Annotated in this window: 25 protein-coding genes and 1 tRNA gene; 25 read left to right on the top strand and 1 reads right to left on the bottom strand. The window is 29.7% G+C overall.

Going from position 1 to position 25,656, the window contains the following annotated elements; translation table 11 throughout:
• The first annotated feature begins 22 nt into the window (after window positions 1-22).
• The 17 genes from HW275_RS01605 (at window position 23) to purD (ending at window position 15,256) form a co-directional block, all read left to right on the top strand.
• The gene (locus HW275_RS01605) at window positions 23-1,012 is read left to right on the top strand and encodes a YiiG family protein (RefSeq protein ID WP_178934577.1); all 990 of its coding nucleotides are present in this window, start codon (window positions 23-25) and stop codon (window positions 1,010-1,012) included.
• A 12-nt stretch (window positions 1,013-1,024) separates the two neighbouring features.
• A complete protein-coding gene (locus HW275_RS01600; protein WP_178934575.1) occupies window positions 1,025-1,585 on the top strand; it encodes an RNA 2'-phosphotransferase in 561 nt (186 codons plus the stop codon).
• Window positions 1,586-1,680: 95 nt separating this feature from the next.
• Window positions 1,681-2,661: a Gfo/Idh/MocA family protein gene (locus HW275_RS01595; protein WP_178934573.1), complete on the top strand. Its 981-nt coding sequence runs from the start codon at window positions 1,681-1,683 to the stop codon at window positions 2,659-2,661.
• Window positions 2,662-2,837: 176 nt separating this feature from the next.
• Window positions 2,838-3,470, top strand: a complete 633-nt coding sequence (locus HW275_RS01590; RefSeq protein ID WP_178934571.1) for a hypothetical protein — start codon at window positions 2,838-2,840, stop codon at window positions 3,468-3,470.
• Window positions 3,471-3,482: 12 nt separating this feature from the next.
• Complete coding sequence (locus HW275_RS01585; protein WP_178934569.1) at window positions 3,483-4,007, top strand: hypothetical protein; 525 nt, start codon at window positions 3,483-3,485, stop codon at window positions 4,005-4,007.
• Window positions 4,008-4,161: 154 nt separating this feature from the next.
• Window positions 4,162-4,911: a glycosyltransferase family 2 protein gene (locus HW275_RS01580; protein WP_178934567.1), complete on the top strand. Its 750-nt coding sequence runs from the start codon at window positions 4,162-4,164 to the stop codon at window positions 4,909-4,911.
• A gap of 203 nt (window positions 4,912-5,114) precedes the next feature.
• Window positions 5,115-5,191: transfer RNA gene (locus tag HW275_RS01575), tRNA-Lys, on the top strand.
• A 108-nt stretch (window positions 5,192-5,299) separates the two neighbouring features.
• The gene (locus tag HW275_RS01570) at window positions 5,300-6,307 is read left to right on the top strand and encodes a DKNYY domain-containing protein (RefSeq protein ID WP_178934566.1); all 1,008 of its coding nucleotides are present in this window, start codon (window positions 5,300-5,302) and stop codon (window positions 6,305-6,307) included.
• Between the two features lie 124 nt (window positions 6,308-6,431).
• Window positions 6,432-7,607, top strand: a complete 1,176-nt coding sequence (locus tag HW275_RS01565; RefSeq protein ID WP_178934564.1) for a YARHG domain-containing protein — start codon at window positions 6,432-6,434, stop codon at window positions 7,605-7,607.
• Window positions 7,608-7,679: 72 nt separating this feature from the next.
• A complete protein-coding gene (locus HW275_RS01560; protein WP_178934562.1) occupies window positions 7,680-7,919 on the top strand; it encodes a type II toxin-antitoxin system Phd/YefM family antitoxin in 240 nt (79 codons plus the stop codon).
• Window positions 7,913-8,188 carry a Txe/YoeB family addiction module toxin gene (locus HW275_RS01555; protein WP_006803701.1) on the top strand — a complete coding sequence of 92 codons (276 nt, stop codon included), beginning with the start codon at window positions 7,913-7,915 and terminating at the stop codon, window positions 8,186-8,188. Before HW275_RS01560 ends, HW275_RS01555 begins: the two co-directional genes overlap by 7 nt.
• Window positions 8,189-8,293: 105 nt before the next feature.
• The gene (locus HW275_RS01550) at window positions 8,294-9,454 is read left to right on the top strand and encodes a lipopolysaccharide assembly protein LapB (RefSeq protein WP_255459977.1); all 1,161 of its coding nucleotides are present in this window, start codon (window positions 8,294-8,296) and stop codon (window positions 9,452-9,454) included.
• A 23-nt stretch (window positions 9,455-9,477) separates the two neighbouring features.
• A complete protein-coding gene (locus HW275_RS01545; protein WP_178934558.1) occupies window positions 9,478-10,614 on the top strand; it encodes a M48 family metallopeptidase in 1,137 nt (378 codons plus the stop codon).
• A gap of 8 nt (window positions 10,615-10,622) precedes the next feature.
• Window positions 10,623-11,741, top strand: coding sequence for a hypothetical protein (locus HW275_RS01540; protein WP_178934555.1), 1,119 nt, complete (start codon window positions 10,623-10,625; stop codon window positions 11,739-11,741).
• An 8-nt stretch (window positions 11,742-11,749) separates the two neighbouring features.
• The gene (locus HW275_RS01535; RefSeq protein WP_178934554.1) at window positions 11,750-12,265 is read left to right on the top strand and encodes an AAA family ATPase; all 516 of its coding nucleotides are present in this window, start codon (window positions 11,750-11,752) and stop codon (window positions 12,263-12,265) included.
• Window positions 12,266-12,470: 205 nt separating this feature from the next.
• Window positions 12,471-13,799, top strand: a complete 1,329-nt coding sequence (locus HW275_RS01530; RefSeq protein WP_370464333.1) for a glycerate kinase — start codon at window positions 12,471-12,473, stop codon at window positions 13,797-13,799.
• A 191-nt stretch (window positions 13,800-13,990) separates the two neighbouring features.
• Window positions 13,991-15,256: a phosphoribosylamine--glycine ligase gene (purD, locus tag HW275_RS01525; protein ID WP_178934552.1), complete on the top strand. Its 1,266-nt coding sequence runs from the start codon at window positions 13,991-13,993 to the stop codon at window positions 15,254-15,256.
• Window positions 15,257-15,486: 230 nt separating this feature from the next.
• On the opposite strand, the gene HW275_RS01520 is transcribed toward purD, so the two are convergent.
• Window positions 15,487-17,685, bottom strand: a complete 2,199-nt coding sequence (locus tag HW275_RS01520) for a heavy metal translocating P-type ATPase (RefSeq protein ID WP_178934549.1) — start codon at window positions 17,683-17,685, stop codon at window positions 15,487-15,489.
• A 474-nt stretch (window positions 17,686-18,159) separates the two neighbouring features.
• Here HW275_RS01520 and HW275_RS01515 point away from each other — a divergent pair, with 474 nt between their 5' ends.
• The 8 genes from HW275_RS01515 to HW275_RS01480 all read left to right on the top strand — a co-directional run bounded on the left by HW275_RS01515 (window position 18,160) and on the right by HW275_RS01480 (window position 25,577).
• The gene (locus HW275_RS01515) at window positions 18,160-19,332 is read left to right on the top strand and encodes a toxin-antitoxin system YwqK family antitoxin (RefSeq protein WP_178934547.1); all 1,173 of its coding nucleotides are present in this window, start codon (window positions 18,160-18,162) and stop codon (window positions 19,330-19,332) included.
• Window positions 19,333-19,439: 107 nt separating this feature from the next.
• Window positions 19,440-20,591, top strand: a complete 1,152-nt coding sequence (locus HW275_RS01510) for a YARHG domain-containing protein (protein WP_178934545.1) — start codon at window positions 19,440-19,442, stop codon at window positions 20,589-20,591.
• 42 nt (window positions 20,592-20,633) lie between these two features.
• The gene (locus HW275_RS01505) at window positions 20,634-22,796 is read left to right on the top strand and encodes a hypothetical protein (protein WP_178934544.1); all 2,163 of its coding nucleotides are present in this window, start codon (window positions 20,634-20,636) and stop codon (window positions 22,794-22,796) included.
• Window positions 22,797-22,839: 43 nt separating this feature from the next.
• Window positions 22,840-23,256: a hypothetical protein gene (locus HW275_RS01500; protein WP_178934543.1), complete on the top strand. Its 417-nt coding sequence runs from the start codon at window positions 22,840-22,842 to the stop codon at window positions 23,254-23,256.
• Between the two features lie 21 nt (window positions 23,257-23,277).
• Entirely contained in the window at window positions 23,278-24,000 is a 723-nt protein-coding gene (locus HW275_RS01495; protein ID WP_178934542.1) for a hypothetical protein, read from the top strand.
• A gap of 64 nt (window positions 24,001-24,064) precedes the next feature.
• Window positions 24,065-24,712, top strand: coding sequence for a hypothetical protein (locus HW275_RS01490; RefSeq protein ID WP_178934541.1), 648 nt, complete (start codon window positions 24,065-24,067; stop codon window positions 24,710-24,712).
• Window positions 24,713-24,949: 237 nt separating this feature from the next.
• Window positions 24,950-25,309 (top strand): type II toxin-antitoxin system RelE/ParE family toxin, encoded by a 360-nt coding sequence (locus HW275_RS01485; RefSeq protein WP_178934540.1) that lies wholly within the window; start codon window positions 24,950-24,952, stop codon window positions 25,307-25,309.
• Window positions 25,302-25,577 carry a helix-turn-helix domain-containing protein gene (locus tag HW275_RS01480; protein WP_178934539.1) on the top strand — a complete coding sequence of 92 codons (276 nt, stop codon included), beginning with the start codon at window positions 25,302-25,304 and terminating at the stop codon, window positions 25,575-25,577. The genes HW275_RS01485 and HW275_RS01480 overlap by 8 nt, the downstream gene beginning before the upstream one ends.
• The last annotated feature ends 79 nt before the right edge of the window (window positions 25,578-25,656 follow it).

Genomic DNA, 25,656 nt, shown 5'->3' with positions numbered 1-25,656 from the left:
AGAAAAAAATTTTGGAGTAAAAATGAATTATAAAAAAATAATACTAATAGGATTTCTTTCGATTTTTTTGTTTTCCTGTAACGACACATTTAAGGAAATTGGAAGAAAACTTAGGATAAAAAAAGTAAAAAATGAAGAGATGGAAAAATACAACAGCTATATTGAAATTCATAATAATTTGACAAATATTGAAAATGAAATTTCAAAATATATTGATGTGGCTGGAGAAGGCAAGGAAATAAATGTTCAGGAAATGGGGACTTTGGAAAGCATTCCTGTTATTAAAATTGACAATGCTGTTATCCAAAAACTTGAAAAAAATATAAAATCAAAATTTAAGATGGAAAAACTGGATAATTCTTCCAAAAGATTATTGCCAATCTTAAAAGAATTAAAAGCGGTAACGGATTCTATGACAAATTACTATGGAAAAAAAGAACATTTGGCAGATGGCTTTGCAAAAGGGCAGCAATTACATACGAATTTTTTAAAAATTTACAAAAGATATAAAGAAAGTTCAGACGCTTTCAAAATGGAAGTGGCAAATAAATCGAAGGAAAGAATGCAGAAAATACTGGAAACATATAAAAATGAAGGCAGTCTAATAAAATATAACTTGACAATTCTGATAAACAGCTGTGAAGATTTTGTGGATAAAATGGACAATCAGAAAATTAGTATGACAACCTTTATAAAAGGTGATTTAGGAAAATTAAAAAAAGCGCAGCAAAATATTTTAACCGCCTCAGCTAACTTCCAAAAAGCAATTGCAAATGAGAAACAGCTAAAAAAAGAAAATTATACAAAAGAAAAACTGGAAATATTTAACAAACAGCTTGCAGAATTTGAAAAATCGGTTACAATATTTATTAGGGAAATTGAGAAAAGCAAGTTGATGAGCAAGAGCGAGATTGAGAAGAAGGTTTATACGGAGGATATGGCGGGAACTCCGAACGATGTGATTAAGAAGTATAATAAACTGGTAAATGACTATAATAATCTGATGAATTAAAAAAGAGGGAAAATGGCAAAAAATTTAACAAAATTAGGAAAATTTATAAGTCTGATTTTAAGACATAAACCTGAGATGATTGGAATTGAACTGGATAGGAATGGATGGGCTAATGTAGATGAGCTTATTAATGGAATAAATCTTTCTGGAGATGTTGAAGACGAAAAAAAGGAACGGATAAATTTTAAAATTCTGGAGGAGATTGTAAGGAATAACAGTAAAAAGAGATATGAATTTAATGAAGATTTGACGAAAATTAGGGCTTGTCAAGGGCATAGCATAGATGTTGATTTAGAATTAAAAGCTGTCAAACCTCCTAGAATTTTGTATCATGGGACAGCGGGTAGATTTTTGGAGCAGATAAAAAAAGAGGGGTTAAAAAAGAAAAGCAGGCAATTTGTACATTTGTCAGAGACGGAAGAAACGGCGTATGCTGTTGGTCAAAGACACGGGAAACCGTTTATAATAAAGGTTTTGGCTGAGAAGATGTATGAGGATGGGAAAGAATTTTTTATTTCAAAAAATGGCGTTTGGCTGACTGATGATATTGAAGTGAAGTATTTGGAGTTTTAAAATATTTATAGTATGTGTTATATGAATATTTAGAGGTAAATTTTTAAAATAAGTTATTATTATAAAACGTAAAAATAGGAAAGAAGGGATTGTTTATGAAATTGGGAATTATAGGTTCAGGAATGATCGTTCATGAATTTTTGCCTAGCCTTGTGAAACTGGAAGGACTGGAAATCGTGGGGATACAAGGGACAAAAAAGAGTATTGGAAAAGTTGAGGAAATTTGTGAAAAATATAGTATTCCAAAATTTACTGATGATTTTAACAAACTTTGTGAATTTGGAATTGACACTGTTTATATTGCTGTTCCGAATTTTTTACATTTTGAATATTGTAAAAAAGCATTGGAAAAAGGTCTGAATGTTATTGTTGAAAAGCCAATGACAACTAATTATAGACAAGCTAAAGAATTGTCGGATTTAGCAAAGGAAAAAAAACTGTTTTTATTTGAAGCGATAACGACACTTTATTTTGAAAATTATAAAAAAATAAAAGACTGGATTGGAAAAATTGGAGATGTGAAACTTGTTCAAAGCCAGTATAGTCAGTATTCCAGCAGATACGACGCTTTTAAGAGAGGGGAAATTCTGCCTGTATTTGATTCTGAAAAAGCTGGAGGAGCATTGATGGACTTGGGGCTGTATAATTTACATTATGTTTTAGGACTTTTTGGAAAGCCTGAAAATGTGAAGTATTATGCAAATATTGAAAGAAATATTGACACGAGCGGAGTTCTTATGATAGAATACAAAAATTTTAATGCTATGTGTGTATGTGCAAAAGATAGCGAAGGAGAAAGAATAGGCGTAATTCAAGGAAGTGAAGGAAAAATCGTAAGCGAAGAGGCTCCGGGACTTGTTGGAAAAGTCACATTAAAAATGTATGATGGAACAACAGAAAGTTTTGATGATGGATTTTCAAAAGACAGAGTTGTGCCTGAATTTAAAGCATTCATTGATGCAGTAAATGAAAATGATTTGGAATTTTGCTATAAACAGCTCGAAAAAAGCCTGCTGGTAAGTGAAGTGCAGACAAAAGCTAGACTTGGGGCGGGGATTAGGTTTCCGCAGGATTAATAAAAAGAGGGGGTCTTTAATGAGGAAATTCAAAAAATTACTGCTTCAAATCTAAAAAAATAATGGAGTAAACATGGATAGAAAAAAACATTTAGAAGAGATAATAGAATATGGGTTGATAGAAAAAGAAAAAAGAAAGGCAGTAATTGGTAAAAGTCAATTATAACGGTGAAAAAATGGAAAAATATAAAAAATTTTGGGAAGCTGTGGATATAGAATATACTGAAAAAGAAGGAAAGAGAAAAGAGAAAAGCAAATATTATACAAAAGAGTTACTGGAGAAATACGGAGTAAAAAAATATATTAATTTAGTATTAGACTATGAATTGATAGCATTTAATCCACTGCTTCATTGTAAAAATATTGACCCAGAAACGAATGAAGAAGGCGAGTCTTTATTTTCTGACTTAGATTTTTCAGATAATGTATATGAATATGGAAGAAAAAAATTAATATGGTACTCTGAAAAAATTCATAAGCAAAAATATGGAAAAAATGCCAAAAAGAAGGAAGTAAATTACGAAGTATTAGATTCGTATATTCCATTTATAGAGGCTAGTTCTTATGGCTCTTTTGTTTATATATCAAAAGAAACAAATAGAATAGTACAATTTTATTCGTATTCAGATTTATCAGATGAAAGTAAGGGAGTTTATTGGAAATGGGTAAAATTAGCAGAAAATTTTGATGAATTTATTGAGAAACTATATGTAGATCCAAAAGATAATGAAGAGATGTCTAAGGAAGAAAAAGAGAAGTTGACAAAATTTGTTGATGGATTGCTGGAACAATTGGATGAAGAAAGATAGGAGATGATAGAAATGGATAGACAAAAGTATTTGGAAGAAATACTTGAGATAGAAGATTGTGAAGTGAGAGAAGAGGAAAGTTACTATTATGACGATGAATTTATAGAAAGTTTGGGAATTGAAAAAGAAGAATATAGAGATATGGTTAAAAAATATTCTGAAATTTATTTTAAGGAAACTGTATATATACCCATTGATGATGAAAATATAAATGATAAATTTATTTCGTATTTATATTTTGATGATGAAACAATAGAGAGAGGAAAAAATATGCTTACAGAATTTGATGAAAAAGAATATGAAAAAAATCCTGATTTAAAAAGAACATATTTTTGGAGAAACAACTATGTGGCAATAGGTGCGGATGAAGATGAGTACATATTTATTTCTAAAGAAACAAAGGAGATTTTTATGTATTATTTTGCTGATGATATACATAAAATTTTTACTGAAGGAGGAAATAGGGAAAAATGGAAATGGATAAAATTAGGAGATAACTTTGATGAATTTTTTGATAAATTGTATTTAAAAAAATAATGGATATACTTTAAAAGTATGCTCGAACGTCTCTAATGCCTAATTAATCGGAATAAATTTTTTATTTTAATAGAATAGTTGCCTTTTAATTGGTTATTAAAGCGGTTTGAGGATAAAATTTCTTAAAATTTTAAAAATAAAATAAGGAGAGAAAATGGAAAAAGAAAAAGTTTCAATAATTGTACCAATGTATAATGCAGAAAAATTTATTGGAAAAACGATAGAATCAGTTCTTTCACAGACTTATGAAAATTGGGAAATGCTGATTATGAATGATGTTTCAACGGATAACAGTCTTGCAGTTGTAAGTGAATTTGCGAAAAAGGATGACAGAATAAAGGTTGTGAATACTAAAAAAAATATGGGCGTTGTAAAAGGGAGAAATTATTTGATTGATTTAGCAAGTGGAAAATACATTGCATTTTTGGATGCTGATGACTATTGGCACAGTGAAAAATTGGAAAAGCAAGTTCAATTTATGGAAGAAAAAAATGCGGGCATTAGCTGTACGGAATATACACGAGTTAGGGAAAATGGCGAAAAAATCAATGAAGTTGTGATAAAGTCAGAAATTTCTTATACAGATATGCTGAAAAATAACTATTTAGGCTGCCTTACAGTTATGTACGATGTGGAAAAAGTTGGGAAACGTTATTTTAAGGAGCTGGAGAAAAATGAGGATTATGTGCTTTGGCTGGAAATTGTGAAGGATGTGAAAACAATTTATGGACTCAAAGAAAATCTAGCATACTATCGTGTGCTTGATAATTCCCGTTCGAGCAATAAGGCTAAGACAGCAAAAGTTCGTTGGGAAATTTATCGAAAAGTTGAGAAATTATCGCTATTAAAATCAGTTTATTATTTTTTGCATTATGCAGTTAGGGCTGTGCTAAAAAGCAAGTAGAGGAAAATATTTGAAAAAAGTCTTTAAAAATAAGCAAAAACCTGATATTCTAATCATAGGGGAAACTGTGTTTAAATAGGATTGTGTGATTGTATTGAAATTGGTTTCCTCTTTTTTATTCTATTTTGTGAAATTAAATCCTTGACAAATAAATAAAATTATGATATTCTAATTATGTTGTTTGAAAAATTAACATATAATTTGGGACTGTAGCTCAACTGGTCAGAGCAACCGACTCTTAATCGGTAGGTTGTGGGTTCGATCCCCACCAGTCCCACCATCATCTTCTATAAAATATAATATTAATGAATAATAAGAGTGTATTTAGGCTCTTATTTTTTTTAGAAAAATTTTGAGAAAAAAGTTTTTTAGAAAAGGAGCTATATTTATGAAAAAATTTATTTTAAAAATGATAATGTTGTCAATGATGGTAATTATGGTGGCTTGCGGAAAGAATGGAGATAAAGATACAAAAATGGAAAATAAAAAGCAAAATGAAAGTGAAAGTATTGCTGAAAAGCCTAAAAATCAATATGTGGCAGATAAAAGGAAAGTGTATTATGATGGAAAAGTTGTAAAAGGAGCTAAGGCTGGTACGTTTGAATGGATTGAGGGGACTTGGTATGGGAAAGATGAGAATAATGTTTATTTTGAAGGTGAGAAAGTTGGAAAATTAGAAGGCAAACCGATTGAGAGAATAAATAATTATTTGGTAAAATCAGGGAATGCCCTTTATTATTTTTATTGGAAAATTGATAATTTGAAAAACAGTAAGATGGAAATAATTGCGAATAAGGAAGACGGAGTTGAATATTATATTAAAGATGGAAAAAATGTTTACTTTTTAGAAAGAAATATTAATTTTCCTGAATTTGACGGGAAATTAATTTTACTAAGGAATATTGATTATAGTACATTTGAAGTGGTTAATAAAAAATATTTTAGATATGTAAAAGACAAAACAGGAATTTATTATGTTGCAAATGGGAAGGCGGATGAATTGAAAGGACTGGATAAAAATAGTTTTAAAATTATTGATTTTGTCTTTTCTGCGGATAAGAATAGTGTGTATTATGGGGGAATTAAACTGGAAAACGTTTTATCTAATGGATTTGAAGTTGTGGGAAATGTTTATGATGTGAGTTATTACCTGAAAGACAGGAACAAAGTATATTTTTTGAATGAAGTGTCTGAATTAAGTGTTGTAGAAAAGGCAGATTCAAAGACTTTTGCATTGATAAACGATTTATATTCAAAGGATAAAAATAATATTTTTTGCAATGGAAAGATTTTGGAAGGTGCCGATGTCAAGAGTTTTAAAGTATTTTATGATTCAGATGCGGAAACAGCGAAGGATAGCAGACACGGGTATTATAACTGTTATTCTGTGAGATAGTCAAAAGAATGATGGATTTGAAAAAATATAATTTTTTCATAGAAAAATATTGGAAAAATATTAATATATAAGGTATAATTATAATGAAAAGTAAAAAATCCTTAAGGAAAAGCAGGTGAAAGCCATGAAAAAAACGGGAATATTTTTATTATTTTGTTTAATGTTTATTTTTGGCACAAATTTACTAGCAAATGATTATGAATTTGGATCAAAAGGTGGACATATTGTGCCGATGAACATGTCTAATATTGCAATAAAAAGTGAAAAACTTCACTTTAAGCTGGAAAAAGTAAAGAGAAAGTACGGAACAATGAATGAAATGATTGTAACTGTAAGATTTGTATTTGACAGCCCTGACGCAGGGGAAAAGTATATTGGGTTTATTACTCCTGAAGGCGGGAATGAGGAATGGGACAATGAGAATCATTTCAAAAATTTTAGAACGGTTGTAAATGGAAAAAATGTAAGCACAATTGCGTACAGATTAACTGATTTGATTCCAAAAGATGTAAAGCAGCTTGAAGAAGTTAAAAAATATTTTAAGGAATACAACGAGGAAAAGGCGAAACAGGAAGCTGAATATTATAAAAGAAGCTTTGTTTATTATTTTAAGGTAAATTTTAAAAAAGGTGAAAATGTAGTTGAACATAGTTATCAGTATGATGGAAGCGGCGGTGTTGGATATAGCGACTTTAATTACGTATGGACAACTATTTCAAAATGGAAAAATCAGAAAGTGGATGATTTTGAAGTAATTATTGAGCCTGGAAATGCCTTTATTGCAATACCTGAGACAAAAATGAAGAATGGAAAAGAGATAAACTGGAAATTAGTTGGAGAAGGGAATATCGATTACGGATACAAAAATTATTATAACAAGGATGGGCAGTACAAAGTTCTTTATGCAAAATTAAAAAATGGCTATTTATATTTCAAGACAAAGAATTTTAAACCTGAAAATGAATTTAACTTAGTAGAAATATCACATTTAAATGGAAATCATATCTTTCCTGAGAAAACGAAAAAAGGCTTTAAATTTAGAGATGACTTGACACAGGCGGCATACAATGCAGTATCCTTGACAGCAGCTGAATTAAAGCAACTTTCTAATGATGATTTGAAAATAATGAGAAACTATCCTTATGCAGTAGCAGGATATGATTTTTCTGATAAAAAATTAAAAGATTATTTCTCAAAATTCTTGTGGTATATTCCAATTGGAAAAAATGTGGAATTAGGAGAATATGACTATGAAGTTGTTAATAATGCGGATAAGATTATAAAAAGCAGGGGAAAATAGAAATTATAAAAAGTTGCTTGACTTTTATAATGATGTACTGTATTATGTACATAGATGGAAGGAGTGATTTTTATGACAAATACAAATGCAACTAATTTGAGAAAAAATTTATTTTCTTATTTAGAATCGGCAATTGACTATAATGATGTTATCAATGTGAACACTAAAAAAGGAAATGCTATTATCATTAGCGAAGCTGAATATAATGGTTTATTAGAAACTCTATACCTGTTATCAGATCCAACAATGAAAGAAAAAATTGAAGTGGCAAAAAAGGCTTCTGATGAAGATTACGAGGTTTTTGAATGGTAGAAGAATACAAAATTTATATTTTGAAAAAAGCTAATAAGGATAAAGAGAAAATAAAGCAATTTCCAGCATTAAAAAATAATGTGGAAAAATTAATAAATCTTATAAAGAAAAATCCTTTTCAAACACCACCGTCCTATGAGATTTTAACTAAAGATTTGAAAGGTTATTATTCAAGAAGAATTAATAAACAGCACAGGCTAGTGTATGAAGTTATAGAAGAAGAGAAAAGAATAAATATCATTAGTATGTGGACACATTATGAAATTTAAAAGTAGAAGAAATAAATTGTGAAAGAAGATAGGTTACAAGTAAAATTGTAACCTTTTTTGTTTTTTAAAAAAGTGTTATAATAAGTTTAAAATAAAAATTGGGAGATGAAATTGGATATTAAAGTTAAATTGAATGAAGGTATGAAAAAATATATTTATGAAATATGGGAAAAAATGGGAAATGAAGATAGAACAGAATATGATGCTGCACTTGAAAATTATAGGAAATACTTGTTAAAAGAAACTGTAAAAAATCCTGAAGATGTTTCGGTCGTTTGTCAGTTGGCGGGAGTTTGCTATTTGAGTAGAAAATGCGACGGTATAGCAATTTTAGAAACATTTTTGACAAGGAATTTTAATATTTTGACAGAAGATGAAAAGTTTAGAATATATGCTGATTTGGCTTATTTGTGTGAAGATATGGGATGTATGGAAGAAGAGGCTATTGATTATCTTGAAAAAGCAATAAAAATTAATTCAAATAATGCAGACATTTATTACAGACTTGTAGGTATTTGTTTTTATGCTAAAATATATCAAAAATCTCTTGAAAATATAGAAATTGCCTGCAAAATGAGTGATGAAGCGAAATATAGTTATGGATATGCACTGATTTTGATTAAAAGTAAAGAATATAAAAAAGCTGAAAAAATTTTAGATAATTTGTTAATAGGGGATTCAGACAACATTAAATATCATTTTTACATAGTTCTTTGTAAAATTTATTTAGGAAATAAAGATACTGAAAATATAGAAAAACTTTTGGAAAAAATAAAAGAGTTTGAAATGCTGGAGAAAACAGATTATGAAAAATATTTGAATTGGTTGACGTATGAAGGTTTTAACACCATTGATAATAGTAATATAAAAGATTTATATTATTTATGTGGTAATTATGAAAAATATTGTAAATATGCAGAGAATGTTAATTTTAATTTAGAAGCAAATTATATGGCACCGTATCTTTATTCTTTGAAACAATTGAATAAATTTGAGAAAATAGACAAAATATTAAAAGAAGCTGAAAAAGAGATTTTTCAAAACATTGAAGAAATAAAGACTGACGAAGAATATCAGAAAGATACAACGGAAGAAGAACTTTTGGAAATGATAGAAGATGAAAAACAAAAATTGAAAAACATTAATTTAGTGCTGAAAAAAATATTGAATACGGATTTTAAGCCTAAGTTGGAAATATTTATGTTTTTTGAAAATGAATGTTGGTTACTGGATTGTCCACAACATTTGATAATTGATGAGGATTGAAGAAATATAAAAGGAATAAAATTATGAAACAAACACAAAAAGAATGGGCAAGATATATTCAGGATGAAATCCAAAAAAATGATAGTTACGATAATTATAAGCATGCATTTATTGAATATAAGGATTATTTGGAGAAATGTCTTTTGAAAAATCCACGAGATGTAGAAAAGGTATGTCAGTTAGCGATAGCCTATTTTACGGTATATCAAGATGGAAAAAAGAGTGTGAATGTATTAGAGGAGTTTTTGAAAAAATATTCAAAAGATTTAAATGATGATGAGAAGGCTGTTATTTATCAGGATTTGGCTGATTTATATGAAAAAGATGCTTATGATGATAAAAAGTGTAAGTATTATTTGACAAAATTAATTGAAATGGGGAAACAATCGGCGGTTGTATGGGAAGTATTGGGAGAATATTATTTAAAAAGAAAAAAATACAAAAAGGCACTTGAATGTTTTCAGGAAATGGAAAAATTTTCAGATGAGAAAGAAATAGAAGATGATTATAATTATGGGATAACGTTGTTTTATTGTGGTTATTTTGAAAAATCGAAAGAAATGTTATTGAGATGTTATGAAAAGGAACCTGAAAGTGCGGGAATTTTATATGCATTGGCACTGTGTTTACATTATACAGATGATAAAAAATTGGCTGAGCCAATTCTGGATAAAATGTTAGAGAAAGTGTCGTTAGAGAAATATTATTATGATGAGCAAATTTTATTTGAAGAACTTATAGACTTATATTATTTATGTGAAGAATACGATAGGTGTGTCTTGGTTTTTGAAAAAGAGATAGATGAACTTGACTGGGAAGAACATTTTTATTATAATATGCGTTTTTCATTTTATTTTTACAGTTTAAAAAAATTAGGAAGCTTTAAGAAAGCAGAAAACAAATTATCAGAATTGATTCAAAAACATAATAAGTATATTGAAAAGATTGAAGTTGGAGAAATTTATGACAAAAAATACTGGAGTGAAGAAGAGATTGATGAATTTATTGAAGAAGAAAAGAATGAAATAAAAAAGGTTTTGGGGATATATAAAAAGATAATGAATAGTAATTATAAGCCTGAAAATACAAGAATAAATTTAGAAAAAATGTATAAAACTTGCTATTTAGTTGATTGTCCAATGCATCAGAAATTAGATTAGGAGGAAAATTGGAAAAACAAAAAAATTTAGAAAGAAAAACGGTAAAAGAATGGATAAAATATATTCAAGAAAAAATTAGAAATAATAGTGATTACGATTCTGTTTATGAAGAGTATAAAATATTTTTGGAAAATAAATTGAAAGAAAATCCCAAAAATGTGGAAGTTATTTGTCAATTAGCAGCAGTTTACAATGAATTAACTTATCAATGGAAGGATATTTATAAATTATTGAATGAATTTATAAAAAAATATGAAAATGAATTGACTGATGAGGAAAAATCACGGATTTATACTAATTTAGGGTATTATTATGATGATCAGAGAGTTGGAAGTAAAAGAGCGATTAGAACTTTGAGAAAGGCTGTGGCGTTTAATCCAAATAATTCTAAGGCTTATTATGGGCTTGGAGCGGATTATTATGGTGCTGGGAAATATGATAAGTCGGAAGAAATGTATAAAAGGGCTTGTGAGCTGGAAAATAATCCGATTTATAAGTTTGAATATGCGAATTTGCTGATGGTTAATGGAAAAAACGAAGAGGCGAAAATAATTTTGGAAGAATTAGTAAAAAAAGATTTTGAGTTTGGAAAAGAGGATTTTGCTAAGATAAAATATAGTTATATTGTGAATAAAATTCAATTAAGGGAATTTGAAAATATTGAGGATGAAATTAATGAATTAATGTTGGAAACTGTTAATAACGATGATTTTTTTGAGGAAGAGTTTGCAGAGCTATATTATTTGGCAGGAAGTTATGAGAAAAGCCGAAAAATTTATTCAAAGTTTAAAATACAAGATTATCAATTTCCAGCTTGGTGGCTGAGATTCTATTTTTATTCTCTAAAGCAGTTAAATGAAATAGAAAAATTACAAGAAAATTTTAAAATAGTTTTGAAGATTAAAGATGAAGAAATAGAGAGCATAAAAAATGGAGAATTTTTAACAGAATGTACGAAATCGTATAAAAAAGAAGAAATTAGGGAGATAAAAAGACAAATAAAGAATTTGAAGGCAGAATATGAAAAAGTATTGAAAACAGATTATAAACCAGAAGTGAAAATTTATCCTAAATTTTTGTATGACTGTTTTTTGATAGATTGTCCACGGCATCAGAAGTTAGATTAGGAGGGAAAATGATAATTTTAATAATGGGAGCTTCTCATACCGGAAAAACAAAACTGGCACAAAAATTACTTGAAAAATATAAGTATCCGTATTTGTCTATTGATCATTTAAAAATGGGACTTATCCGAAGTGGGCATACTGAATTGACGGCTATGAGCAGTGATGAGGAATTAACAGATTTGTTATGGCCAATTATTTCGGAAATGATAAAAACGGCTATTGAAAATAAGCAGAATCTTATTGTCGAGGGATGTTATATTTCGTTTGACTGGAAAAAAGATTTTGAAAAAGAATATTTAGAAAATATAAGATGTATTTGTTTGGTTATGAGTGAAAATTACATTAATAAGCATTTTAATGATATAAAAAAATATGCAAATGTTGTTGAAAGTAGAATAGATGATAGTTATTGCACATTGGAAAGTGTTTTGAGAGATAATGAAAGAGTGTTAAAATTATGTAAAATTCATAATATTGATTATACGCTTATTGATGAAGAGTATCAATTTGATATTGAATTGTAAAAATAAAAGTTGTAAAAGTTGAATAACGCCAGTATTTATAATAGAGTCAAAAAGCGGAGAAAAGTAAAAAAATCAAAATTAGAGGATACTATATTAATAGGATTTTATAGAAATTGGAAATTGGGAAAAAGACGTTTAGGGAAATGTTTGAAGAGAAAAATACACAATTAAAAAATTGATTTTTTATATTTTTAGGTTATACTAAGTGTATAGAATATCTGAAGTATTAGATCATTTGCCACATGGAAGCTTTTTTCATGCAACTGGTGGAGCTGTTAATATGGAAATAAAGGACAGACTTTTGCTGATACCGTTTGAAAGTCTGATAGGGCTTGTGTTGACTATAGTTTCAACAATATATTTGGAATTTTTGGAGTATAGATTAGGAGGGAAAAAAATGAAAGTGGTAATATCGCCAGACTCATTTAAGGAAAGTATGTCAGCAAAGGAAGTATGTGACTGTGTAGAAAGAGGGATTTTGTCAATATTTCCAGAATGGGAAATTAAAAAAGTTCCTATGGCTGATGGAGGAGAAGGAACATTAGAATCATTAATAGATGCAACAAATGGTAAAATATACAACGAAGAAACTTTAAACCCGCTTGGAGAAAAAATTATTTCGAAATATGGAATACTGGGGGATAAAAATATCGCTATTATAGAAATGGCTTCAACAAGTGGAATTGAACTGATACCTAGTGAAAAAAGGAACCCTTATATAACAACAACATATGGGACAGGACAATTGATGCTAAAAGCTCTGGATCATGATGTGGAAAGAATTATTTTAGGAATAGGTGGAAGTGCGACGACTGATGGTGGAGCTGGAATGCTTCAGGCATTAGGTGCAAAATTAACAGATGAAAATGGCAGGGAAATCGGCTTTGGAGGATTTGAACTAGGTAAACTGGCAAAAATAGATTTTTCAAACTTGGATGAAAGATTAAGAAAGGTGGAAATTTTGGTAGCATGTGATGTTTCAAATCCATTGACTGGTAAAAATGGAGCTGCACATGTATTTGGGCCTCAAAAAGGTGCAACTCCGCAAATGGTGGAAGTTTTAGATAATAATTTGTCACATTATGCAAAAATTGTAAAAAGAGACTTAAATATGGAAATAAATGATGTTCCAGGTGCAGGAGCGGCTGGAGGGCTTGGCGCAGGACTGCTGACTTTAGGCGGAATTTTAAAGAAGGGGATAGAGATAGTAATTGATGCGGCTGATCTTGAGGAAAAATTAAAGGATGCAGATTTAGTAATAACAGGAGAAGGTGGAATGGACAAACAGACAATTTATGGAAAAACACCTTTTGGAGTTGCAGAACTTGCTAAAAAATATAATATCCCAGTAATAGGAATAGCAGGAAATCTAGGAAATGGTTATGAAATTTTGTATGATAATGGATTTGATGCAATATTTTCAATTATGCCTGGAGTTAGGACATTGGAAACGGCTTTGGCTTCAGGGAGTGTAAACGTCGAAAATACAGTAAGAAATATTTTTGCAGCTTTAAAATCTATAAAATTAAAATAATATAAATTTTATTTTATTTCCTTCAAAATAAATCTAAAAGACTAAAAGACTGCGAAAATTAAGAAAAATATTTGTCATAAAGAATTTTCAAGTTTTTGCATTTAATATTACAGGAAAATGTGATAAAATATATTCAGGAGATATAAGGAAACAGGTTAGTTAGAAATGTAGAAGTTCTGAAGGAGGAAATGATGAAAATATTAATTGTGGGTGCTGGTGGAAGAGAGCATGCAATTGCTTGGAAACTTTCTCAAAATGAAAAGGTGGAGAAGATTTTTATAGCTCCAGGAAATGCCTGTGTGGAAATGCTGCCAAATGCAGAAAGTGTGAACTTGGGCTCAATTGATGAGTATATTTCATTTGCGAAAGATAATAATGTGGAATTGACAGTTGTGGGAAGTGAGGAATTGCTTGTTCAAGGAATTGTGGATGAATTTCATAAAAATGGACTGAAAATATTTGGGCCTGATAAAAAGGCTGCGATTCTTGAGGGAAGTAAGGCTTATTCTAAGGATTTTATGAAAAAATACGGGATAAAGACAGCAGTTTATGAAATTTTTGATGATTCAGAAAAAGCCAAGGAATTTTTGAATAGCTGGAAAGATTTTCCTGTGGTTATAAAGGCTAGCGGGCTTGCAGCAGGAAAGGGAGTTATTATTGCTCAAAATCTAAATGAAGCTATTAAGGCTGTGGAAGATATAATGGTTGATGAGAAATTTGGAAATGCTGGAAATCAGGTTGTAATCGAAGAATTTCTGGATGGAGTAGAGGCTTCGATTTTATCGTTTACAGACAGTAAAGTAATTGTACCGCTATTGTCAGCAAAGGATCATAAAAAGATTGGAGAAGATGAAACTGGGTTAAATACAGGAGGAATGGGAGTTATCAGTCCGAATCCTTTTGTTACGGATGAAATTTTTGATAAATTCAAATCAGATATAATGGATCCGACTTTGAAGGGAATACAGGCTGAAGGGATGGATTTTGCAGGAGTAATTTTCTTTGGACTTATGATTACTAAAAAAGGTGTTTATCTACTTGAATACAATATGAGAATGGGAGATCCAGAAACTCAGGCGGTATTACCACTTCTAGAAAATGACTTGCTTGAATTAATAGAAAAATCTTTTGATAAAAAATTATCGGATGTTAAAGTTAGCTGGAAACCATTACATTCATGCTGTGTAGTAGCCGCTGCTGGAGGCTATCCAGAAAGTTACAAGAAAGGCGATGAAATTACAGGAGTTCTTGACTTTAAAGAAACTGCTGACAACAAAGTGTTTATCTGCGGAGCAAAAGTTGAAGACGGAAAACTGTTGACAAATGGCGGAAGAGTGCTAAATGCCGTAGCTTTGGGAAATACATTGGAAGAAGCGCAGAAAAAGGCGTATAAACTTTTGAATAGTATAAATTTTAAGGGAATGTATTTTAGAAAAGATATTGGTGGAAGACTTTAATAAAAATTGAAAAAATATTAAATAATAATATGATAGAAAAGGCTGTTGTTTGGACAGTCTTTTTTTGAAAAAATTCATAGTCAATGCTAAATCACATTAGAAATTAGAAATGTTTGCTATGTAAATGGGGAATAGTATGAAATAAATAAAAAGTACACTTAAAGATATTTATTTATCCTCAAAGTGCACTTTTTTGTTTAAAAATTATTTATTTCCAAAAATATTTTCAATTAATAATTTTCATTTACTTTATATTTCAAAACTCTAGTTGCATTTAATACAGCAAGTAGGGCAACACCGACATCGGCAAATACAGCTTCCCACATTGTTGCCTCCCCAAAAAGTCCTAGAATTAGAACGATTAATTTTACAGCGAATGCTAAAGTGATGTTTTGCCATACGATTGTTTTAGTTTTTTTGGCTATTTTCATAGCAGTTACTATTTTTGAAGGTTCATCGTTCATTATTACAACATCGGCAGCTTCGATGGCGGCATCACTTCCGACACCTCCCATTGCGATTCCAATATCGGCTCTGGCAAGTACAGGAGCGTCATTTATTCCATCTCCGACAAATACAACTTTTCCTTTTTCCCTTTTAGTCTTGTAAATTTCTTCCAGTTTTTCAACTTTCTCATTTGGAAGCAGTTCAGCAAAAACTTTATCAATCCCAAGTTTTTGGGCGATATTTTTACCAATTGCATTGTTATCGCCAGTAAGCATTACAATTTCCTTGATTCCGTTTACTTTCATTCCCTTGATTGCCTTTGGAGAGTCTGCTTTTATTTCATCAGAAATTAGGATATTTCCAATGTATTGTCCATCAAATGCAATGTAGATTACAGTTCCTAAATTTTCTTTTTCAGTAAATTTAATATTTTCTAAGTTCATCAATTTAGAATTTCCAGCTAAGATCTGATGGTTATTTATGTTAGCTTTTATTCCAAATCCTGAAATTTCTTCAAAATCTTTTACGATGCTTTCATCAGTTTTCGTAGCAGAATTTTCGTATTCAGAAACTATTGACTGTGCAATAGGGTGATTTGAAAATTTTTCAATGTGTGCTGCATATTTTAACAGTAAGGGTTGTATCAAATCAGTTTTATTATTTTCAAAATCATTTATTTTTACATTATTTTCAACATTAATTTCAGTAACTTTGAACACACCTTTTGTCAAAGTTCCAGTTTTATCCATAACGACACTTTCCACATCGTTCAACGCTTCCAGATAATTTGCCCCTTTTATCAGAATACCATGTTTTGAAGCACCACCAATTCCACCAAAAAATCCTAATGGAATAGAGATAATCAAGGCACATGGGCAAGATACAACAAGGAAAATCAAAGCACGGTAAATCCAATCTGTAAATACTGCGTCTGGAATTAACAGTGGAGGGAAAATCGCTATAATTAAGGCCGTGATTACAACTGCCGGAGTGTAATATTTTGCAAATTTTGTAATAAAGTTTTCTGTTTTTGATTTTTTGCTGCTCGCATTTTCCACTAAGTTAAGTATTTTGGAAACAGTTGATTCTGAAAATACTTTTGCAACTTCGATTTCCACAAGCCCTGTTTTATTTATAAATCCGCTTAGGACGTTATCTCCAGTTTTAGCTTCACGTGGCAATGATTCTCCTGTTAGTGCAGAAGTGTCAAAAGTTGAATTTCCATTTATAATTTTTCCATCTAAAGGCACTTTTTCTCCTGGTTTTACCACAATAATATCGGCAACTTTGATTTTTTCAGGATTTACTTTTTTTATTCCAGTATCAGTTTTAAGATTTGCATAATCAGGACGAATATCCATTAACGCTATAATAGATTTTCTTGAATTATTAACTGCGATGCCTTGAAACAGTTCTCCAAGCTGATAAAACAGCATAACAGCCACACCTTCGGGATATTCACCAATAGCAAATGCTCCAATTGTCGCAATCGCCATAAGAAAATTCTCATCAAAAACTTGTCCTTTTAAAATATTTTTTAACGCAGAAAGCAGAACATCACCACCGATTATAAAATAGCTTGCTAGAAAGATAGCCAATTTAGGAATAAACAAAGGTTTTGGAATAAAAATTCCTAAAACAAATAAAATTCCGCCAATTAACAATTTTTTCTTAATCTTATCAGTATCTTCTTCTCCATGAGCATGGGAGTGGGCATGGGCATGTGAATGGCTATGGCTGTGAGCATGAAGTTTTTTGGTAGAAATCTTTACTCCGTTCTCAATTTTATTCACTTCAGCCTGAATAAATTCTGCCAGTTCATCCCGTGAAAAATTCTCAGACTCCACAATAACCCTTTTCCCAAGAAAATCAACAGTAGCCGCCTTAATCCTTTGCAATGTATTTAATTTGCGTTCAATCTTAGCAGCGCAGTTAGGGCAGTCTATCCCTTCAATAAACAGCGTACATTCATTAGTTTTCATGAGCCTAACCTCCAAAAGTTTTTTTATTTGTCATTTATATTATTTAAACGTATGAACATCTATTCATATATAGTTTACTATATTTAATATTTATTGTCAACATATTTTTGTTTAATTTTATAGTTATTTTTATTGGATTTATTGCAATAAGTTATTACTATTTTTAATAAAAATTAAATGTTCTAAACAAAAAAAAACGAAAGGATAATATTAGAATGACATGATATAATGCATTAAATTTTGTTATGAAAATTATATTATGGTTTGATTTGATAAATATTTGATTTATCATGATAAACTGTAAATATTAAAGGAAAAATGAGTGTTTTTTAACTAAAAAAATAATTTGATGTTTGAAGATATTAAGCGAAAAAACTAAAAATCAAATTTGGAAACGGCTTTTGTTTTACTAAACTTTAATATAATTTAAAATTTTGTAATAAAATAATTTTAACAAAAATAGGAGGTATTGAAATGAGATATTATTTTTTTGAAAAAAATTCAAAAGTACAAAATTATCTAGGAAAAGTAATGATGTTAGTAGCAGCTCTTATGATAAGCACGATTTCATTTGGAGTAAAATTGGGAACGGTAAAGGGACTTTCAAGATTGAGTAATTATAATAAACTTAAAGATGTTGATGTAAATGCTATAACAAATCTTCAGATAAGCAAAAATGGAGAAGTAATTAATCCTAGTACAAATTTTGCTGGAGTTGGAATTGCTAATCACAAAGGAAAGATAATAGGAGTTTACTTTTATAAAAATGGTAAATGGAATGGAAAAAGTTATATTTATTATGATAATGGACAAGTTTATTTAGAAAATGAAAATAAAAATGGGAAAAGTGAAGGAGAAGGAAAAGCATACTATGATGATGGGCAACTACAATCAGCAAGAATTTATAAAGATGACATAATACTACTTTTAAAGAAATATAAACATGACGGAAGTTTAGATTTTACATATACTCAAACTTCTGGATATAATGGAATAATGACATATCATAAGCGAGAAGGAAATACTGAAACTGTAGAAAAAGTTGAGGCTTCGTATAAAATACAAAATAATGAACGGACTTTGATTGTATCAATTATATTTACTAAAAATGGGGCATTTCAAGTTTATAACAATAAAGGAAGATTGATTCGAGATGGAGTTTATAGAAATGATGAGATTGTAACTTCAAATAAAGTGGACAAATTTTCAGGATTTATTTTGCAGGATGGAACTTATAAAGTGAATGTTGAGGATAGAGACTACTTTTTCCAGACATTGAAGGATTTCAAAATGAAAGGATTAACTGAAGAATTTTATAAGGGAACTGTTGAACTTTTCGGGAGCAAGCCTTACTGTTCTTCAATAGGAATGTTATTTGTTCACTATCGTATATTTAAAGATGATCCTGTTACAGATATTATAGGCTCATATTTATTAAAAATATCCAGAGATGCCAAGAAAACTGCAAAGAAATATACTGAATTAAATGACAACGATTTTCTTGTGAAATACTACAAGACTAATTGCAAGGTTCCTTCTGAAAGCAAGTTAAGTTTTGTTGAAAACTTGGAAGTTTCTAAAGAATTTGAATCTAACAGGAATCCAAAAGAAATAAGGGAATTTTTTAAAAATCCTGTAATTAAGTAAGATAAATTATTTTTAAATTATGGTTTTTATAAATTAGAGACATATCATAAATAGTTAGGAACAATATTATTAAAATACAAATATTCAGAAAGGAAGTGTAAAACTTTATGAAAAAATTAGGAGTAGCAATTCTTATGCTCGCTTTCATAGTATCTTGCGGCAATAAGAAAGATGAAACTGGAAATGGTAAAAATTCTGCAACTGCCAGCACAGTTAAACAGGAAAAAATACAAAATCCGCAAGGACCGACGGTTGCGTTAAATCAGGCGGACTTTAAAATAGAGAATGATTTTATTTATTATCAGGGGAATATTTTTAATGGTAAAGTTATATTTGATAATAACGTTAAAAGTGGGTATATTTACGTAAGTAATGGGAAAATTGAAGGGGAAGCAGAAATAAACTATAAGTTAAGTGGAATAAAGAGAACTGAAGTTTATAAGCAAGGAAATCTGGTTAGTTTTTCTGTAACAGAAAATGGCATAACTACTGAAATTGGTTTGACTGCTGATTCTAATTCAAATTCATATATGTCAAAAAAGGCTCCTGCCACAGTTAGTACAAAGTATGGAAAAAATTCATATTTTATAAATCTTGAAAATGCGACAGGAAAAATGGAAATAAATGGGAAGATTTTTGATAATCTGAATGCGGATGTGGAAGAGGAAAATATGCAGTCAATAAGTTCAATAATTTCCGAAAATGGCGGAAATTATAAAGTTACGTATATTTATGATATAGCGCAAGGAAAAATTGTTGAGAAAAAATATAGAATGGATTCTAAAAATGATAAAAGTGAAGTACTGTCTGAAATAAGGGAACTTGCTGATATTAATATGGAATTTAGCAGTGGAATGAGAATGTTTGGAGAGCTGCTTGATGCTTCGGCTGGAACATCTCAAACCTCACAAAATCCCGCTACAGCCACACAGGAAGGACAAGTTGCCGCAACACCTGAAAATACAGCGGCACAGCCTCAACCTGCTCCAACTGGACAAGACGACGACTTGGCACTTTTGGACAGAGTATACGATGAAGTAATGCACAAAAATAATACAGCGATATTGAATACTTTTTCCAAAGAAAAGTTGGGATATATAAGAAATACAATGTTTGCTAAAAAAGGGTATAAATTTAAAAATCCGAAATATGCAAGTTATTTTTCACAAAAAAGCTGGTATAGGGGCATATATGACAGTGATGAAATATTAAGCCCAGAAGAAAAAAGATTTGTTCTTATAATAAAAGAGAAAGAATAATAAATAAATTTTGAGAAAATTTTACTATATTTAGGAGGAAAAATGGAAAACAATAAAAATATAAATGATGCTACAGAAAACAATAAAAATAATTCTGCAGATAATAACGTGAATAATAATCTAAATAGCGGCATAAATAACCGAAATACAAATAATTTGATACAAGCTGGAGAAATAAAACTGCTGTTCTGGCTAAGTGCGGTAATTTTTGGAGTGCTGGCATTTGTGCTTGTAAAGCTGTTTGGTATTCTTGGACATATTAGTGGCGGAAATTTTGGAGGGTTGTTAGGTGAAGCACAAGGAACGTACAATTCGCTGGGATTGATAATGGTTGTACTTATTGTTTTTGGAGTTGCAAATATAATAAATATTGTTGCCGTATTTAAAATAAGAAGTGATGCGTTGCAATCAAATATTATAGGAAAAATGAAACTTCCGAATTATGCAAATCCGTTTAGGCTGGCAATCTGTCAATCTGGAATAATTATTTTGGTTATACTTGGAAAATTGGGAATTGCGGATATATTTGGAAATCTGATTATAGTTTTATATCTGATTGGAATTTTAGGATGTCTTGTTTTTTCTTTTATGACATTGTTAAAAAATTATCCCATTGTATTTGATAAGACTGGTAATGCGGCTAGTGCGGCTAACAATGTGCCTATTAGAAACAACACCGATAATTTTGCCAATACACTTAATAATAAAAATGTTGAAAATAATATAAATAATGTTCAAAATGATATTCAAGGAAATGAAAATATTTCGGTTGCAAATAATCCTGCAAGTAATTTTAATAATAATTCACAAAAGGGATTTTTGGATAATCTTATGGCAAAAGATAATGCTGAAAATAAACTTTTCTTGAAAATAATATTCTGGTTAAGCGTTGTCGTGTCGGCTATGCTGCTTTACGGCGGAATAAAAGCAAACGGATTAAATTCCAATGCAAAGGATTTTGCGAATAATGCCAGTTCAGGAAGTTTGGAAGGTATGTTTAATTCGGGAGTAAAAACTCTTGGAGAGGGAATGGGATTTTTGTCGCAGGCAAAAACGATGCAGGGGATAATGAACTTAATTATGATTGCCATAATTGCTGTTTCTGTACTGATTTACCTAAAAGCAAAAAAGGAAAATAATATTCAGAAATTAAAAAATCTAAATTATTACTTTATTGGCGGACTAACAATTTTTGGACTGCTGGAAATGTATTCAGTAAATGGCGTTATAAAGGCTCTTACTTCAATTTCAGGTGCATTTGGAGCATTGACAGGCTCAGCACCAAATTTTGGGCTGGTAAAAATTTCGATAGTTGGAACATTTATAGCGGCTCTAGGTTCAGCGGTAACCAATTATCTCTTTGTTTTTAAAGGGAAAAATATAGAAACTAACGATATAAAATCTGAGATTAATACAGGAATAGAAAAAATAAACGCATTGGATCCTGAAAAAAAGAAAAAATATAAAGCCATCGGATTGGGAGCTATCGGATTAATTGCAATATATTATATATGTGCAAACTTTATATTCTTAAATACTTTTGATGTAAGCAAATACTATACAGTCCAAATTGACGGAGTTTCAGGAAAAGCTGTGGCGACAACTGTTGTAAATCCTAATTCTCCACTGGAAAAAATTGCAGGAACTGGTAAAAAGCCAAGCAAAACTGATGAATTTGCAGAATCTGGACAAGTCAATTTTGTATTTTCTCAGGCAGAAGGGCTAAAAAATGGGGATGTAGTAGACGTTACAGTAGAATACGACAAGGAAACAGCAAAACGTATGAAAATCCGTACAAAAAACACAAAATTCAAAGTAAAAGTTGAAGGGCTTCCAGAATACGCCACAGAAGTAAATCAAGTAAAAGACTTGAAAAATTATGTAACAAAAGTGGCACAAAAAGAACTTGAAAAGAAAGTGGAAGTAGACAAATACAATAACTTTAATTTATCAAATATATATTATAAGAAAAACGAAGATGGAAACTTGGAAATCAAATATTTCATTCAAAAAACTACAACTGGCTTTTTTGCAGGCGAAAGTTTTGAAGCAATCGGAATAGGTAACATTGTTCTTGACAAAAATAAAAACATCGTTTCTTATGAAAATTTAAAGCCTAAAAACAGTTATAGCGGAGATCAGTACAATAATTTGGCGGAAGTGGAAGCAACAATGGCTTCGGAAGGGTTTACGATATTAAATTAATTTTATAAAAATAAAAATATATAAGAGAGGAAAGTGATTTTTTATGAAAAAAATGATTTTATTGTTAGGAGTTATACTAAGTTGTGTGACATTTGCAGGATATGAGCAGGATGTATTAAAAAAGATGACTCCGATAGAAAGAAAATTAAGAGCGGAAGCAGATAGCGAGCCATTGGGAATAGCAGTTGATATACTGGATAAATTGGATAAGTCCTGGAAAGCAGAAATGAATAAAATTTATAACTTATATTCAAAAAAAGTTTCTGAGTCGGAAAGAAAAAAACTTGCACTAGAACAAAAAAATGTAGAAAAAAAGGTTGTTAATCTTGATAACGAAAGAATAGAATCAAAAGGTTTTGGAAATGGTGCAATTATAGAGTTTCTTAATGACACAACAGAAATTTATAAAAATAGAACTCTTGAGTTAGCAAAAAGATATGATAAATTAAATAAAAAATAATATTGCAGAAAGGAGAATGTTGTGCCTGAAAACTTTATTTTAAATATTTTTAACAAATATTTGAACTTTTTGATTTCAAATTATTTTTCAATAATGGAATTTTCTATAATAACAAAAATTATTGTATTGGCTATTATTGCGTTATATTTTTATGGGATAGTTGAATCAATTAAATTTAAACCTATTGAAGGCGTTACAAAGGGGAAAGTCTGGATAACTTATGCTATGCTTTATGGACTTTTTGGTATAGCGGTTGGGATATTTTTATTTTTTGTTGCAGGAGCTGTATATATAGTTGCATATATTATTCTTGGAGAATTTGCCAGATTAAATTGGCCATTTAGAGATATAGGGTGCGTAGTAATATTATCTTCATCTCTATTTGGAAGTTATAGTATTTTTATGGTACAAACTGAAGAGTATTTAACTGATAAAAAAAATATTGGAAGAGAAGAAGCTACAACTACAAAAAAATATATACTTTTACTTTTAAAAATGATTGGAACAGCAATTTTAATAGTGGTTGCATTACCATTAGCATTGATGGGGGTAGCACTTTATTTCTTATTTAAATTTTTAGGAATTACAAGTTTTTATATACGAGATAAACAAGATAGTGAAACTCTAAGTACGTATGAACTACAAAGAAATAGAGGTGTGCATCCTGATAGAAGAATAATTACTGAAAAAGAAGCAAAAGAAATTAAAGAAAGGCAAGAAGCTAAAAGAAAAAATTTTGAGTAAAAATAAATTTTTAGAGTAGAATAAAAAAATATAATTATAAAGCAAAGAACGAAAGGGATTTTTTATGAAAAAAAGACTAATTTTAACAACATTAATAATGTTGTTTACAGTAACAATTCCAGCAAAGGCAGACTTCTGGAAAAAACTGAAAAATGCAATAACTGGAACTGGATCAAGCAATTCATCATCTTCGTCAAATAGTTCTGGGAAAAGTGGTGGAACTAGGGGGTATTTAATAACAGATGAATATGGAACTAAAATCATTGTAAATCCTTTTGATAAAAATGATTATCAATATGAAAAGGATATATATTCGAGAGAAAGAAATGCTATATATAAACATAGAGATTTGCAAGGAACAGGAACTAAAGTAAATTATATAGAGTGCAGAATAATACCAGGAGGATTTTTATATGAAATAGGACGTAGGTCATTTTATGGATATGTCGAATTTCCAGTATATGAAATTATAGATTTTATCGATAAGCGATATGTACTTGGATGTTTTTCAAGAGATAAATCAGGTAAAGAAAAGGAAATTAGTGGTGACGTATATTTGGATCACAAGTTAGCTATGTATATTTGGGATAATCAACTGACAGTAACTACGTTGGCAATGAAAAACGGAAAGGCAGAAAATGGAAACTTTGCATGGTTTGATTCAACAAATCCTGAAGCTGAGATTTATATTAATGGGAAAAAATTTAATTAATTTTAAACTTTCGTATTATAAAAAATAATATTTTTAGGGCAAATCTTTTAACATTGGAGGATTATTGGGGAATCTAGCGTTAAAAGGGGAGTCCTTTTTGTTTTTATGAAAATTGATATTGACTTTTTATAATTTAACGGATATATTATAAAATTTATTAAAAAATTAAAAAACAAAGAGTAAAAAATTCTTGACAATATATGTTATATCATATAAAATACAAAAAGGGGGGAAAATATGAGTAAATTTATTATAGAATTTTTTGAAAAAGAAAATGGAACTTGTCCAGTAAAGGAATTTATTGTTTCACAAGATTTAAAAATGAAAACACGGATAGTTCGTATGATAAAACTATTAGAATTAGAAGGGAACAATATTAGAGAACCTTATTCTAAATCTTTGGGAGATGGCATTTATGAAGTGCGAGTGCAGCAAGGAAATAATATAGCAAGAGTTTTATATTTTTTTGTAGTAAACAGAAAGATTATTTTGACGAATGGGTTTATAAAGAAATCTCAAAAGACACCAAAATTAGAGATATACAAAGCCAAAAAGTTTCGTTTTGAATATTTGAAAAGGAGTGAAAAATATGAGTAGATATTTTAAAGATTTTTTAAATGAACAGTTAAAAGATGAAGAATTTAGAAAAGAATATGAGAGCCTTGAGGCTGAATTTCAGATTATAAGAGAAATTATTGCAGCAAGGAAAGATAAAAATATTACGCAGAAGGAATTGTCGGATTTGACGGGGATAACTCAGGGAGATATAAGTAAAATTGAAAATGGAAATGCCAATCCTTCATTAAAAACATTGAAAAAGCTGGCAGCTGCATTTGGTAAAAAGTTAGTAATTTCATTTGAATAATTTATAAAGGGACATTTTACAAATATCAGGTATTACTAAAAGGCATAGTCACTAATAAGAAAAAAGCATTTGAAATTAT

It is taken from the genome of Leptotrichia sp. oral taxon 223, from assembly GCF_013394795.1.
In the GTDB taxonomy this organism is placed as follows: Bacteria; Fusobacteriota; Fusobacteriia; order Fusobacteriales; family Leptotrichiaceae; genus Leptotrichia.
This window is presented reverse-complemented; position numbering and strand designations above follow the sequence as displayed.

Bases quoted from the DNA above. Each gene is read 5' to 3' on its own strand.
- HW275_RS01605 (WP_178934577.1), top strand. From the start codon at position 23: ATGAATTATAAAAAAATAATACTAATAGGATTTCTTTCGATTTTTTTG.
- HW275_RS01600 (WP_178934575.1), top strand. From the start codon at position 1,025: ATGGCAAAAAATTTAACAAAATTAGGAAAATTTATAAGTCTGATTTTA.
- HW275_RS01595 (WP_178934573.1), top strand. From the start codon at position 1,681: ATGAAATTGGGAATTATAGGTTCAGGAATGATCGTTCATGAATTTTTG.
- HW275_RS01590 (WP_178934571.1), top strand. From the start codon at position 2,838: ATGGAAAAATATAAAAAATTTTGGGAAGCTGTGGATATAGAATATACT.
- HW275_RS01585 (WP_178934569.1), top strand. From the start codon at position 3,483: ATGGATAGACAAAAGTATTTGGAAGAAATACTTGAGATAGAAGATTGT.
- HW275_RS01580 (WP_178934567.1), top strand. From the start codon at position 4,162: ATGGAAAAAGAAAAAGTTTCAATAATTGTACCAATGTATAATGCAGAA.
- HW275_RS01570 (WP_178934566.1), top strand. From the start codon at position 5,300: ATGAAAAAATTTATTTTAAAAATGATAATGTTGTCAATGATGGTAATT.
- HW275_RS01565 (WP_178934564.1), top strand. From the start codon at position 6,432: ATGAAAAAAACGGGAATATTTTTATTATTTTGTTTAATGTTTATTTTT.
- HW275_RS01560 (WP_178934562.1), top strand. From the start codon at position 7,680: ATGACAAATACAAATGCAACTAATTTGAGAAAAAATTTATTTTCTTAT.
- HW275_RS01555 (WP_006803701.1), top strand. From the start codon at position 7,913: ATGGTAGAAGAATACAAAATTTATATTTTGAAAAAAGCTAATAAGGAT.
- HW275_RS01550 (WP_255459977.1), top strand. From the start codon at position 8,294: ATGAAATTGGATATTAAAGTTAAATTGAATGAAGGTATGAAAAAATAT.
- HW275_RS01545 (WP_178934558.1), top strand. From the start codon at position 9,478: ATGAAACAAACACAAAAAGAATGGGCAAGATATATTCAGGATGAAATC.
- HW275_RS01535 (WP_178934554.1), top strand. From the start codon at position 11,750: ATGATAATTTTAATAATGGGAGCTTCTCATACCGGAAAAACAAAACTG.
- purD (WP_178934552.1), top strand. From the start codon at position 13,991: ATGAAAATATTAATTGTGGGTGCTGGTGGAAGAGAGCATGCAATTGCT.
- HW275_RS01520 (WP_178934549.1), bottom strand. From the start codon at position 17,685: ATGAAAACTAATGAATGTACGCTGTTTATTGAAGGGATAGACTGCCCT.
- HW275_RS01515 (WP_178934547.1), top strand. From the start codon at position 18,160: ATGAGATATTATTTTTTTGAAAAAAATTCAAAAGTACAAAATTATCTA.
- HW275_RS01510 (WP_178934545.1), top strand. From the start codon at position 19,440: ATGAAAAAATTAGGAGTAGCAATTCTTATGCTCGCTTTCATAGTATCT.
- HW275_RS01505 (WP_178934544.1), top strand. From the start codon at position 20,634: ATGGAAAACAATAAAAATATAAATGATGCTACAGAAAACAATAAAAAT.
- HW275_RS01500 (WP_178934543.1), top strand. From the start codon at position 22,840: ATGAAAAAAATGATTTTATTGTTAGGAGTTATACTAAGTTGTGTGACA.
- HW275_RS01490 (WP_178934541.1), top strand. From the start codon at position 24,065: ATGAAAAAAAGACTAATTTTAACAACATTAATAATGTTGTTTACAGTA.
- HW275_RS01485 (WP_178934540.1), top strand. From the start codon at position 24,950: ATGAGTAAATTTATTATAGAATTTTTTGAAAAAGAAAATGGAACTTGT.
- HW275_RS01480 (WP_178934539.1), top strand. From the start codon at position 25,302: ATGAGTAGATATTTTAAAGATTTTTTAAATGAACAGTTAAAAGATGAA.